General features: G+C 57.5%; 10 protein-coding genes. 3 read left to right on the top strand and 7 right to left on the bottom strand.

The window, feature by feature from the left end; translation table 11 throughout:
* Positions 1–13 precede the first annotated feature (13 nt).
* Positions 14–826 (bottom strand): ABC transporter ATP-binding protein, encoded by an 813-nt coding sequence (locus ACWKX3_RS03450; protein ID WP_454541273.1) that lies wholly within the window; start codon positions 824–826, stop codon positions 14–16.
* 184 nt (positions 827–1010) lie between these two features.
* On the opposite strand from ACWKX3_RS03450, the gene ACWKX3_RS03445 reads away from it, so the two are divergent.
* Positions 1011–3314 carry an FdhF/YdeP family oxidoreductase gene (locus ACWKX3_RS03445; RefSeq protein WP_454541272.1) on the top strand — a complete coding sequence of 768 codons (2304 nt, stop codon included), beginning with the start codon at positions 1011–1013 and terminating at the stop codon, positions 3312–3314.
* Here the strand turns inward: ACWKX3_RS03445 and ACWKX3_RS03440 are convergent.
* The 3 genes from ACWKX3_RS03440 to ACWKX3_RS03430 all read right to left on the bottom strand — a co-directional run bounded on the left by ACWKX3_RS03440 (position 3294) and on the right by ACWKX3_RS03430 (position 6363).
* Positions 3294–4094, bottom strand: coding sequence for a phosphate/phosphite/phosphonate ABC transporter substrate-binding protein (locus tag ACWKX3_RS03440; protein ID WP_454541271.1), 801 nt, complete (start codon positions 4092–4094; stop codon positions 3294–3296). The two genes, ACWKX3_RS03445 and ACWKX3_RS03440, sit on opposite strands and share 21 nt — an antisense overlap.
* Complete coding sequence (locus tag ACWKX3_RS03435; protein ID WP_454541270.1) at positions 4063–5046, bottom strand: fatty acid desaturase; 984 nt, start codon at positions 5044–5046, stop codon at positions 4063–4065. The genes ACWKX3_RS03440 and ACWKX3_RS03435 overlap by 32 nt, the downstream gene beginning before the upstream one ends.
* Positions 5047–5169: 123 nt before the next feature.
* Complete coding sequence (locus ACWKX3_RS03430) at positions 5170–6363, bottom strand: MFS transporter (RefSeq protein ID WP_454541269.1); 1194 nt, start codon at positions 6361–6363, stop codon at positions 5170–5172.
* Positions 6364–6479: 116 nt separating this feature from the next.
* Between ACWKX3_RS03430 and ACWKX3_RS03425 the strand changes: the two genes are divergently transcribed.
* Positions 6480–7436 carry an AraC family transcriptional regulator gene (locus ACWKX3_RS03425; protein ID WP_137272528.1) on the top strand — a complete coding sequence of 319 codons (957 nt, stop codon included), beginning with the start codon at positions 6480–6482 and terminating at the stop codon, positions 7434–7436.
* Between the two features lie 12 nt (positions 7437–7448).
* On the opposite strand, the gene ACWKX3_RS03420 is transcribed toward ACWKX3_RS03425, so the two are convergent.
* On the bottom strand, positions 7449–8789 hold the full coding sequence (locus ACWKX3_RS03420) for a carbohydrate porin (RefSeq protein WP_404600066.1): 1341 nt from the start codon (positions 8787–8789) through the stop codon (positions 7449–7451).
* Between the two features lie 434 nt (positions 8790–9223).
* Between ACWKX3_RS03420 and ACWKX3_RS03415 the strand changes: the two genes are divergently transcribed.
* Complete coding sequence (locus tag ACWKX3_RS03415) at positions 9224–10906, top strand: alpha,alpha-trehalase (RefSeq protein WP_454541268.1); 1683 nt, start codon at positions 9224–9226, stop codon at positions 10904–10906.
* A gap of 88 nt (positions 10907–10994) precedes the next feature.
* Here ACWKX3_RS03415 and ACWKX3_RS03410 read toward each other — a convergent pair whose 3' ends face one another.
* Both ACWKX3_RS03410 and ACWKX3_RS03405 read right to left on the bottom strand, forming a co-directional pair.
* Positions 10995–13097 (bottom strand): TonB-dependent siderophore receptor, encoded by a 2103-nt coding sequence (locus tag ACWKX3_RS03410; RefSeq protein ID WP_454541267.1) that lies wholly within the window; start codon positions 13095–13097, stop codon positions 10995–10997.
* Positions 13098–13211: 114 nt separating this feature from the next.
* On the bottom strand, positions 13212–13466 hold the full coding sequence (locus ACWKX3_RS03405; RefSeq protein ID WP_454541266.1) for a GlsB/YeaQ/YmgE family stress response membrane protein: 255 nt from the start codon (positions 13464–13466) through the stop codon (positions 13212–13214).
* Between the last annotated feature and the right edge of the window lie 29 nt (positions 13467–13495).

Genomic DNA, 13495 nt, shown 5'->3' with positions numbered 1-13495 from the left:
CTCAACACAGGGTTCACGCACAGCGTGGAACGTCAAAAATACGCAGCGATTTCCCGGTATGCGGATGCGCTACGGTAAAGCTGGTTAGCCCAAATATGGGATAGAGATGCTCAGACACAAGCACCTTTTCAGGCACGTCACAGACCACCGACCGCCCCCGGGACAGCAGAAGAATGCGGTCGGCAAAAGACTCCGCCAGGGTCAAATCATGCAGAACCGCCACAACGGTGATGCCCTTGCTTTTCACCAGCGACAGCAGTTCCACCCGCCCCGGAGGATCAAGATGGTTGGTCGGCTCATCCAGCAGCACCAGTTTTGGCGTCTGGGCAAGCACTCGCGCCAGCGCCGCGCGCTGGCGTTCACCGCCCGAAAGCGCAAACAGCGATCGTTCACGCATCCGCTGCAGCCCGGTTTCGCGGATGGCATCGTCGACGATGGCGTCATGGATATGTCGCGGGGCATCGCCCACATGCGGTATACGTCCAAGGGCGACGTAATCCTCAACCGAGAGCCTCAAATCCGGCGCGTCGTGCTGGGAGAGCACGGCAACCTGTTTTGCCCGCTGCTGGCGAGTCAACGCAGTCACGGTGCGCCCCATCAGGCGGATGTCACCTTTCAGGTGCGTCAGCTCGCTTCCGATCGCCCGTAGCAGCGAGGTTTTTCCGCTGCCGTTAGGGCCGATGACGGCCAGGCACTCTCCGGCTCTGGCTTCAAAACAGACGTCTGACAGCAGCGTCGTGCCGCCAGGGCTGGATAACGCCTGGATGGTGACGTCGAGCACGTTATCAACACTGCCTGATGACAGGCGATGGACGGAAACGGACATGGGGTGATCCTTTTACTTCAACGAAAAGCCAGTTTAAAACGCGTCGAGAAATATATGTTATAACATAACAATTAACAACCCCCTTGTGCTTGCCTCGTTTCTCGTTAAATGATGTTTTTTTGTTGTCATTAGGTTAATAAACGAGGTGTAGAATTGAATGACATACCGCACCGCAGGAGTCCTGATGAACAAGAAATACCGCCCGGTTCCCGGCATTCGCCACTACAACGGTCCTGCCGGCGGCTGGGGCGCGCTGAAAGCGACGGCGATTGCCGTGCGCACACAAATGGACACCCTGGAAGCGCCTGCCACCCTGCTTCGCACCAACCAGCCCGACGGCTTTGACTGCCCCGGCTGCGCGTGGCCGGATAAAGAGCACAAGTCCACCTTCCAGTTCTGTGAAAATGGCGCTAAAGCCGTCACCTGGGAAGCGACAAACAAACGCGTGACGCCCGAATTCTTTGCCGCTAATACCGTCAGCTCGCTGCTGGCGAAAAGCGATTACGAACTGGAAGGCTACGGTCGCCTGACGCATCCGCTGGTTTACGACCGGGGGAGTGATACGTTCCGCCCCGTAGAGTGGCAGCAGGCTTTTGCGAAGATTGGTGAGAAACTGCGCGCGCTCGATCCAAACGCCGTTGAGTTTTATACCTCGGGGCGCGCGTCGAATGAGGCTGCTTATTTACTTCAGCTTTTTGCCCGTGAACTGGGAACCAATAATTTCCCGGATTGTTCCAACATGTGCCACGAAGCCACCAGCACCGGTCTGCCGCGTTCCATTGGGATTGGCAAAGGCACCGTTTCGCTCGACGATTTTGATAACACCGAACTGGTTATCTCGATGGGCCATAATCCGGGCACCAACCACCCGCGGATGATGGGCACTCTGCACGAACTCTCCCGCCGCGGCGTGCCGATTATTGTGTTTAACCCGCTTCGCGAGCGGGCGCTGGAGCGCTTTGCCGATCCGCAAAGCGTGGTCGAGATGGCGACGTACGGTTCAACGGACATTGCATCAACCTACTTCCAGGTGAAAGCCGGAGGCGATGCAGCGGCGCTTAAGGGCATAGCAAAACATCTCCTGCACATTGAAGCAGAGCAAGGCGGCGTGCTCGACCGGGAATTTATCGACACGCATACCCAGGGTTTTGAGGCATTCGCCGCCGATATTCAGGCGACAAGCTGGGAGGCCATTGAGCTGGAATCAGGCTTAGATCGTCAGGATCTGCTGGGCGTGGCGCAGGCCTACGCCAAATCCAACGCCACCATCATTACCTACGGCATGGGCATTACCCAGCACAACAAAGGCACCGCCAACGTGCGCCTCATTGCCGACCTGCTGCTGATGCGCGGCAATATCGGTAAGCCCGGCGCTGGCATTTGTCCCCTGCGCGGGCACTCCAACGTGCAGGGAAATCGTACCGTGGGCATTACCGAGAAGCCGACGGCCGCGTTTCTTTCACGCCTGGAGGCGGAATTTGGTTTTACGCCCCCCGCGAAACATGGGCACGACGCGGTAATGGCGACGCAGGCAATGATCGCCGGGGAAGCCAAAGCGCTGATCTGCCTCGGCGGCAATTTTGCCGTGGCCATGCCCGACCATCAGCAGGCCTTTCCCGCCATGCAGAAGCTGGAACTTAGCGTTCACGTTGGCACCAAGCTCAACCGCACCCACCTGCTGGTCGCGAAAGAGACCTGGATCCTGCCGTGCCTCGGACGCACGGAGCTGGACATGCAGCGCACCGGGCGGCAGTCGATCACCGTGGAAGATTCAATGTCGATGGTGCATGCGTCGTCCGGCAAGCTGAAACCCGCCTCGCCGCATCTGCTCTCCGAACCGGCAATTGTGGCAGGCATGGCCAGCGCCACGCTGCCTGACAGTCAGGTCGGGTGGGCTGACCTGGTGGCTGACTACGACAGAATTCGGGATCTGATCGAGCGGACCATCCCCGGCTTTGAACAGTACAACGCCCGTATCCGCATTCCGGGCGGTTTTCGTATGCCGCTGCCGCCCACCGAGCGCGTCTGGCCGACCGCAACCGGCAAGGCGATGTTCTCGGTGTTTGACGGCGTCGACGAGAATGCCAAAGGCGAAGGGGATAACGTCCTGCGCCTGATTACGCTTCGCAGCCACGACCAGTACAACACCACCATCTATGCCCTCGACGACCGCTACCGGGGCGTGTTCGGACGCCGCGACGTGTTATTTATGAACGAAGAGGATATGGAAAAGCGGGGACTTGAGCACGGCGACCGCGTGGATATCACCACCGCACTTCCCGGCAATCAGCAGCGCCTGGAGGATATCACCGTGGTGGCTTATAGCATCGCCAGCGGTTCCGTCGGGGCCTACTACCCGGAGGCCAACGTGCTGGTCCCGCTGGACTATCTCGATAAGGACAGCGGCACGCCGTCCTATAAGTCGGTGCCCATTCGCGTCACGCTGCGCTCAAAGGAGATTCGGCCTTTAACGCAAAATAACGCCTGACGCTGCCGCGTCCTCACGCCAGCCGAGTAGCGCGTGATACGGCTGGCGCGTAACGGTGCTAAAACCCTGGATGAGCGCCCCCTCGCAGATCGCCCGATAGTGTTCGGCGCTCACCAGCGTATGCAGCGCATCGCGGATAGCGAATAGCCTGTCGGCTGGGGTGTCGCGCCCCGTGATAAGGGGTAAACCCGGCGTCAACGGGGTGTGGTCGAAAATGGACAGCCCCGCCAGCAGCTGCGGTTCATGGCGTTGCAACAGCGCCCAGGTTACGCAGTCGATGGCGGCAATATCCCCTGCCCCTTGCTTTAGCCTGATAAGCGACTGGCGGTGGCTGCCGCTGGCGGTCGCGTCTGAGAAAAAATGGCCGTTAACCGCGAGAGGGGCCACCCTTTTCATCAGCGCATTGTAGCCAGACTGCGAGTCCGCAGAGTTATATACCGCCCGGCGATGGCGATAATCCGCAAGCTGGCAGTGTTTATCTTCGTCGCGTACCACCAGAAAGCTACGGTAGTGCAGGCCTTCGCAGCCCGGTGCCGCATAGTGAAAACAGCCGACGACCTGCACCTGCGGCAGCGCCGTCATCAGGGGATATCCGCAGGTCTGGCTCAGGAGCAGACCCGGCTGTTGCCAGTGGGCCAGCAGGTCATCAGGCGGCGGTTCTGGCGTGACATCGCCTGTCGCGACGCCGCGTTCCTGTAAAAGCGCAATGACCGCCCGCGTCAGGGCCTCGGTATTGTCCCGATCGATGTCATACATCGGAAACGCGACAGGACGACTCATAACGATCCTCTTTTTGGTTTCCCGGATGGACGGTGACATCCACCGGCGTGTTCCAGAACTGGCGCAACCACTGACCATAGCCCTTGACCACAAAACCCTGATTGCGCTGCTGGTACTCGTCACGACTGTGCGCGTAGATCGCTCTGAGGCCATACCAGGGCACGCCCGGCAAATCGTGATGTACTGAATGGTAGTTGAGATTGAGAAACAGCACCCGCCAGAACCCGCCGGCCTCGTTGATCACCGAACGTGCCAAAGGATCGTGCGCCGCGCGATGTTCTAAGAAAGAACGAACCTTCGTCAGGGCCAGCGCCGGATAGCTGACCGCCAGTACGAACCAGACGGGGGAGAAATCGCGCTGCGCCATCCAGGTAAAGAGCACAGCCAGCAGTACGCCGTGCACCAGCCACATCATGATTGAGCGCCAGTGGCGTTGACCAAACGCCCTCGCCGCACCGTTCAGCGTCAGGGTAATATCCAGCAGCGGCCCCAGCAGCAATCTGCCCGTGAAGGTATTGCGTACAAGAATGATTTTTTTCTGCCACGGCAAAAGGCGCGCCCAGCTCCGGTCGGTGAAGTAGTAAGACTCCGGATCGTCGACAGGCACGGTCAGGCGATCGTTACGATGGTGAGCAAGGTGGGAATCGCGATACAGGCCGTAGGGAAACCACACCGCCAGCGGCAGCGTGCCGAAAAGCTGGTTGAGCCGGGCAAAGCGCGTGGGATGTCCGTGGATCAGCTCATGCTGGAGCGACATATACCAGGCGGTAAAGCCAATCAGCAGCAGCGTGGCCGGTATTAAACCCAGCGTGCGCCAGAACGTCAGCGTCGCAAACCAGCCGCCGTAAATGACGATAATCAGTATCCAGGTCGGCAGCTCGCTTCGCCACAGCCAGCGACTGGCAAGATGGTCAATATGCTTTCGCTGCTGCGCGTGTAAGTAGTTTCCCATGGCTTCAGACGCTATCCCGACAGTGGCACACTGCGCTGACAATCCGGGATAGCGCCTGAAATAACAACGAACTTAAATCGCTTTGCTTTGCCAGAATCGCGCGGTGTTTATCGCGCCCCGGCGTCAGGCACGCTTATCTACCACGTTGACGGCCATCAGCACAATCACCATCGCGCTCACCAGCAGCAGGCCGCTTCCGGCGAAGACGCCGCTGGCCCCGTTGAGATCGAAGATCGCCCCACCGCCCGCGGCACCTGCGCCAATGGCAAACTGAATGGATGCCACCAGCAGCCCCCCGGCGCTTTCGGCTTCGTCAGGCACCGTTGTGGCAAGCCAGGTTGACCAGCCAACCGGCACCAGACCGAAGGCAAAGCCCCACAGCGCAACCAGCAGCCCGTCCAGCATCGCCAGATGTCCAAATGCCACCATCGTGAGCGCCAGCACGCCCATGACGAAAGGCACCAGCGCCAGCGTGAGCCGCAGGTTGCGCGCCAGCAGATGCCCGGCAATCGATGTCCCGACAAAATTGGCAAGCCCAAAGCCCAGCAGGATCAGGGAAACGCTCTCAACGCTCGCCTGGCCGACCGTTTCAAGGAACGGGCGCAGGTAGGTGAAGAAGGCAAAATGGCCGCTGAAAATAAGAATGGTCGCCAGCATCCCACCGACCATCCCCGGGCGGCGCAGCACGCGGAACAACGTCGCCAGACTGCCGCTGCTCTCCGGCTTCATTGATGGCAGTACCCAAAGCTGCCACAGCAGCGCCAGCATGCTCGGCAGAATGCAGAGGATAAACACGTTGCGCCAGCCAATCAGGCTGCCGAGATAGCTGCCGAGCGGCGCGGCAACCACCGTCGCCACCGAGACGCTGGAGAAAATCACCGCCAGCGCCTTCGGCACGTGCTCCGCAGGCACCAGCCGCATCGCCGTGGCGGTGGACATTGCCCAGAATCCGCCGATAGCAATGCCCAACAGCAGACGCCCCATCAGCATGACGTTCAGCGTGGGCGCGAAGGCCACCAGCAGGCTGGAGATAATTTGCAGCACCGAGAAGAACATCAGCACCCAACGCCGGTCGATATTTTTGGTGGCCGGGGTAATCAGCAGCCCTGTGACCAGCGCAACAATCGCCGTTGCGGTCACCGCTTGTCCGGCCATCCCCTCCGTAACACTCAGGCTCGCGGCCATGGGTGTCAGCAGGCTGGCCGGCAGGAACTCTGCCGTAATCAAGCCAAACACCCCTAACCCCAGTGACCAGACGGCTCGCCAGGCCGGTTTTGCGGGGGCCTGCGCCTCTCTCGCCGCGACACATGCACTCATCTGTTGTACTCCCGTTATAAAAATGTGACTAATGTCGCAAAAGCATAGAGCGTTCCCCCTGGACGATCTATGACATATAATCCCCACTTATTGATTATGCGTCCGGAGTTGTGCCGATGACCGTTCAGTCACCCGATTTGATCAGCGAGTTGTTGCGCGGTATGCGCCTGTCCGGGGTGAAGTACCGCCGCATTGAGGCCAGCGCGCCGTTTGGCGTGGCCTTTCATCAGGCTCCTGGTAAAGCCCAGTTCCATTTCGTCAGCCACGGCAAAGCCCTGTTACGGATGGAAAGCGGCGCGAGCTTTGCGCTGAGCGGCGGCGATGCGCTGTTTATCCCCAACGGCAACGCACATGCCCTTCTCTCGGACGAGCAGGCAACCATCACGCCGGTGAGCGCCTTCCCAAGCGAGCCTATCTGCAATTCGGTGTGCGCCATCACCTGCCAACCCTGTCCGGAAAGTGAGCACACCATCATCTTCAGCGGATGCATGGATTTTGAGCTGGGCGGGATGCAGCCGCTGATCAAAGCGATGCCGGAGGTGATGATGGTGAGCCGGTTGATGTCGACCTGGCCGGAGATCCACCCGCTGCTGGCGGCCATGGAGCGTGAATCCATGACCCGGCAGGTCGGTTTCGCCGGGATCCTCGCGCGCCTTGCCGACGTGGTAGCGGCGCTGATCGTGCGCGGCTGGGTTGAAGCCGGATGCGGAAAGGCCACCGGCTGGGTGCAGGTCTTACGGGATCCGCGTCTGAGCCGGGCGATTTACGCCATGCATCAGCAGCCCGGCGTGAACTGGAGCGTGGCGGAGCTGGCAAAAGAGGCCGGAACGTCCCGCTCGGTATTTGCGGAACGTTTCCTGGCCGCCACGGGAACGACCCCGGCGAAATACCTGAGCGAGCTGAGAATGCGGCTGGCGATTCAGTACATCCGCCACGAACATCAGCCCATTGAAACGGTGGCGCTGCGTCTTGGTTACGGCTCGCTGGCAGCATTTAGCCGGGCATTTAAGCGGATTGTCGGCCATGCGCCGGGCACGCTGCGGGAGAGCAGTCAGGCCCCGGAAGAAGCCTGACCGCAGGCATTATCAGAAGTAGTATTTGAAGCGAACGCGACCGCCGTAGCGCTCATCGTTATTGGCGTCGCCCTCTTTCGGACTGGCGTTCACCCATGACGCATAGGCCCCGAGGTAGATATTGAAATTCTTCATCTTCATCACGTTAGGGATCAGATATGACGCATGGATGGTATGAATGTCATATTCTCCCGGATCGGTGATCCAGCAGTCGTTCTCGCACTCGGCGTCGAACGTTGAGGTGTTGAATTGGTCGATCTCATTGTGTGCATAGATGTAGCCCAGCTCAACGTTACGCCACAGCCCGTTGATGGCGCTGGTGAAATCTGTTTCGTCCGCAGCATCCAGGTAGGCCGTGTTGAGGTTGACCACAACGCCGTTTTCCGCATCCGTTTTGAGCCCATCCCAGGTCATTGTAAAACCGTAACCGGTACGATCGGATTGATCGACCCATTGACCGCTGCTGTCGCGATAGCCATAGGCGTTATTCACCAGGTTAGATTCCATGGCTATCGCAGTTGAGAATGGACCGTTCTGCCAGGCGATAACCGGGCGGATGTAGGCCACGTTTTTGTCGTTTTCAATCTCGGCCCCGTGATAACGCTGGTCGACAAACAGATCGCTGCCGTCTTTCAGTAGCGTGTTGAGCTCGAAATACCAGTTATCCTGGGTCTTGCTCAGCATGAAATTACCGCCGCTGTCGGCACGCCCACGCCCCTCTTTCAGCATGTAGATATAGCCGTATCCGTCACTGTAGAGATCGTCTGCGGTGTTGCCTGAATATTCAACGAAGGTATCCTGATTGAGCGGGAACATATCGTAGGCTTCAAAACGCCCGACTTTTATCTCCCAGTCATTTTGCTGACCAAAGTAAAACGCGGCATCATCGAGGTACATTTGCCCGGCTAAATCACCGAGAGGCTGAACGGAAAAGCCCGCGTAATTTCCGTTATCCATTTTCCGGTAGCCGTCAAAGCCGAGTAAAATACGGCCATTAATATCCCATCGCTCATTATTACCGGGCGCCCAGTCACTATTCGCGCTACGTCTAATAGAGGTCAGACTGCCGGTTTTACTGGCGGCATCCATATTAAGTTCGACGTCACCGTAAAATTTAATATCGCCGTAGCCAGATAACGTCAGTTTTGGCGGTTCCGCCTTGTTTACGGGTTCTTCGGATTGCACGACCACGCGGGTGGCCTGGGATGCCGCCGCCTGCTGCTGTTGCTTAAGCTCCTGAATTTGCGCTTCCAGCTGCGCCAGTTTGTCTTCAATACTTGTTGTCGGCTGCGCCGCGAACAATGAGCCTGAATAAAGCGCGCCCATGAGGATAACCCGTTTTTTTAATCTCATAGAATCCATCCTGATAATAAAAGTGAATACCCAAAAGGTTGAGCCTCCACATTTCGAACAAATACCCCGGGTAACGCTATTATGTTTTTTGGTTTTGTTATTATGATTTTTAGTTTATGTGATCGTCACTGAGCGTTTCCGTCCTTATTAACGGTGAAAAAGCCTGTCAACTCACATTATTATCCGCATTAATTTCTATAAGTCTGATTTATATTTCGTACTCTTTTGTATATCACTAAATAAACCTATAAATAATAATTATTCATTCACCAATTTAATATTAAAACGCCCGGGCGGGGCTGAACGGTGCGGTAAATTGTCTGGTTGTGCGAAAAATGGGATATCCAACACGCGAAGCGGGCAATATTCGTCTAAGGTTTTCAAGTGATTGACGGCAGTGGACACGATGCACAGCGAATACAGGAGATGCACCGATGATAAGACCTCGTACTTTACACCCTGCGCTTTTGCCCCTGACATTGGGCGCCGCGCTACTCGGTTTTACCGTGAGCGGCTATGCAGAGGAGCAAATCACACATGAAAAAAGCTCCCCCGATGTCATGCTTGGCCCCCTTTTTAACGATGTGCAAAGCGCAAAACTGTTCCCCGATCAAAAGACCTTTGCCGATGCGGTGCCAAAAAGCGACCCGCTGATGATCCTGGCGGACTACCGGATGCAACACACCCAGTCCGGGTTCGATCTGCGCCACTTTGTGGAGATGAACTTTACCCTGCCGAAGGAAGGTGAAAAGTATGTTCCGCCTGCTGGTCAAAATTTACGTGAGCATATTGATGGCCTGTGGTCGGTGCTGACCCGCACCACCGATAAGGCCAGTCAATGGGATTCCCTTCTCCCGCTGCCAAAGCCCTACGTCGTGCCCGGCGGACGTTTCCGTGAGGTTTACTACTGGGACAGCTATTTCACCATGCTTGGCCTGGCGGAGAGCGGCCACTGGGACAAAATCAGCGACATGGTGGACAATTTCGCTTACGAAATCGACACATGGGGCCATATCCCGAACGGCAACCGCAGCTACTATCTGAGCCGCTCCCAGCCGCCCTTCTTCTCACTGATGGTTGAACTCCTGGCGACCCATGACAGCGACGCGCTGAAGAAGTATCGCCCACAGATGGAAAAAGAGTATGCCTACTGGATGGAGGGGGTGGATGCCCTGCAACCGGGCAGCGCCAACAAGCGGGTAGTAAAACTGGATGATGGGGCGATCCTCAACCGCTACTGGGACGATAACGATACGCCACGCCCGGAATCCTGGCTGGATGACGTGACCACCGCCAAAAACAATCCTGACCGCCCGGCCACCGAGATCTACCGCGATCTGCGTTCCGCCGCTGCCTCAGGCTGGGATTTCAGCTCCCGCTGGATGGACGATCCGAAAAAACTTGGCACGATCCGTACCACCAGCATTGTGCCGGTTGACCTGAACGCACTGATGTTCAAAATGGAAAAACTGCTGGCCCGGGCAAGCCAGGAGGACGGCGATACCGCCGGCGCCAGCAAATATGACGCCCTGGCTAACGCCCGGCAAAAAGCGATGGAAAGCCACCTCTGGAATGAAAAAGAGGGGTGGTACGCGGATTACGATCTGAAAACCAAAAAGGTCCGTAATCAGCTGACGGCGGCAGCGCTCTTCCCGCTGTATGTTAAAGCCGCAGCACAGGATCGCGCCGACAAGGTTGCAGCAGCGGCCTCATCGCGCCTGCTGAAACCGGGCGGTATCTCCACCACCACCATCAACAGCGGCCAGCAGTGGGACGCGCCGAACGGCTGGGCGCCGCTCCAGTGGGTTGCCGTTGAGGGTTTACAGAACTACGGTCAGGATAAGGTGGCGATGGACGTGACCTGGCGCTTCCTGAAAAACGTGCAGCACACCTACGATCGTGAGCAGAAGCTGGTCGAGAAATATGATGTCTCCTCTACCGGCACGGGCGGCGGCGGCGGGGAATATCCGCTGCAGGATGGCTTTGGCTGGAGCAACGGCGTGACGCTGAAGATGCTGGATCTGGTGTGCCCGAAAGAGAAGCCTTGCGATAGCGTGCCGGAGAATCGCCCTGCGGCAAATGATGATGTGACGCCGGTGAAGGCGTCCGCACAGTAAGTGAGCATTGCCGGGTGGCGGCTACGCCTGACCCGGCTTTCGTTGAATCTGTTGGCCCGGGAAGCGCCCTCGCGCCACCGGGCTTTTTTCAGAAGCTGTAGCTCGCCCCTACCTGCCAGGTACGGTCACGGCCAATCCAGCAGTTGGTCGCGTCGTAGCAGGTTAAGGTCTCTTTATTGGTAATGTTCTGCGCGCTGGCTTTCAGGGTTAACCCCGCCAGCGACGGAAACGCCTCACCCATGCGATACGACGCGGCAAGATCGTACTGCGTGGTGCCCCCCAGTTTGCCCGCATCGTTACTTTGGGAGATTTCCATCGGTCCGGTATAGCGTGCCCCGGCCCCCAGCGTCAGCCCTCTCAGCGGCGAACTGTCGAGGGTATAATCACCCCACAGATTGAACGCATTCTCCGGAACCTGCGTCGGGCGTTTGCCCTGGAATTTATCATCTTCGGTATTGATGGCATGGGTGTAGGCATAGTTGGCAATCAGCGTCAGGTTATCCGTCGGACGGCTGATGGCGGAAAGCTCCGCCCCCTTCGATTCCACTTCACCGGTCTGGCGATAGTTCAGGAAGCCCGGATCGCTGGTGACGACATTTTTCTGACGGATGTTAAACACCGAGGCAGTAAAGGTGGTGGCATATTCTGCCAGAAGGTATTTCACCCCACCTTCCACCTGCTTACTGGTGGTCGGCTTAACGTCTTTGGCCAGGAGCGTGCCCTGCGGCGACACCGGCGCAAAGCCTTCCGAATAGCTGATGAACGGCGAGAGACCGTTTTCAAAGGCGTAGAGCGCGCCCAGACGTTTGGTCACACGGTCCTGAGATACCCAGGCCTTGTCGCCGTTTTGCATGTAGTTGGTATTGACCGACCGGTAGTCGTCATAGCGCAGGCTGCCGAGCAGATTTAACCCGCCAAATTCCACCTGGTCCTGCAGGTAATAGCCGTTCTGCTGATAGCTCAGGCGGTTTTTCTGCGCGGTATACAGCCCCAGCGCATCCTTACCGATCTGCGCATAGTCAGGGTTGCGCATGTCGATGCCCGGCGTGGCCGAGGCGTAACGATAGTGGAAGTGTGAGTTCAGCTTCTGGTAGTCAAAGCCCGCCAGCAGGTGATGTTTCCACTCGCCAAGGGCAACGGTTTTGGTTACCTGGTTGTCGATGTTAACACTTTGCAGATCTTCGTCCGTGGTATAGGCGAAGCGGTTGAGTTGATAAACTTCGCTGCCGGTGCCCGTGGCGTAGACGCTGCGCTGATGGGTGTCGACGTCAAAGTAGCGGGCTTTCTGGTTGACCCCCCAGCCGCTATCAAACTCATGTTCGAAACTGTAGCCCAGCATCCACTGGCGCTGTTTGAATCCCGCCCATTCATCACCCGCATAGGCCCGGCGATCGGCGTATTTCGAGCGCAGGAACGACAGCGGTAGCGGGTTAGAAGGTGAGAGGCTCGGGGTATTTTGCGCGATCGCATCCAGCGTAAGGCGCGTTTTGCTGTCGGGCTGCCAGGTGACGGAAGGGGCGACCAGATAGTTTTCATAGCGCGTGGTGTGCGGCTGGTCATCGTTTTCCGTGGCTTTGCCCAGCAGACGGTAGTTCCAGTCGCTGTCGGCGATTTGCCCGGTCGAGTCAAGGTAGCTCTCTTTCAGGTTGCGGTTTCCGGTGTTGAAACCCAGCTCGGTTTTCGCCGCTTTCTGCGGTTTTTTGCTCTGGATATTCACCAGCCCACCTGGCGATCCGCCGCCGTAAAGCACGGATGAGGGGCCTTTGAGAATGTCGACACTCTCAATCAACAGGGGGTCGATGCGTGCCTTGGTATTCCCGGTCACGTTGTATGGCAGCTGCAGGCCATTATAAAACTCCTGCTCAACCGTAAAGCCGCGGATCTTGTATTCGCTCATGTACGAGGTGTTTCCGCGCACTTCAGTCGACACGCCCGGGGCATAGCGCAGGATTTCGTTTACCGAGTTGGCATGACGCTGCGCGATCTCCTCGGCGGAAAGGGTGTTAATCACCTGCGGCGTTTTGCTTTCAGCGACCGCAGATTTGGTCGCACTGTTGGTCCAGGCCGGAAGGGAACTTCCCTCTTCTGTCCCGGTCACGACTATCGTTGACTCTTCGGCAAATGCCGGTCCCTGCAATGCCAGCGCTACGGCTCCTGCCAACGCACAAAACGCGAAACGTGAGGTGTTCATAGTGTCTTCATTATTATAAATGTTATTAGGAACGACAATTATTATCATTTCAATTCGCAAATCAAGATGACCGCAAAAAAAACGGCCCTCCGAAGAGAGCCGTGTTTAACAGGATTATGCCCGTCTGAGCAATCTGAAGACCACGAGCACGACAATGGTGCCCACGACGGCCACCAGGAAACTGTGCAGGTTAAAACCGCTGATGCTGCCACCCAGGCCAAACATCGTCGCCAGCCAGCCGCCCACAACCGCGCCGATGACCCCGAGCACGCAGGTCAGAATAAAGCCGCCACCATCGTTACCCGGCATGAGCAGCTTAGCGATTGCACCAGCAATAAGACCAAAAATAATCCAGGCGATGATACCCATAGCGATACCCTCTTTCAGGTTTAACGCAC

This window comes from Enterobacter sp. UPMP2052 (assembly GCF_053709675.1).
Note: the sequence above shows the minus strand (reverse complement) of the source record. Positions and strands in the feature narration are given on the sequence as shown.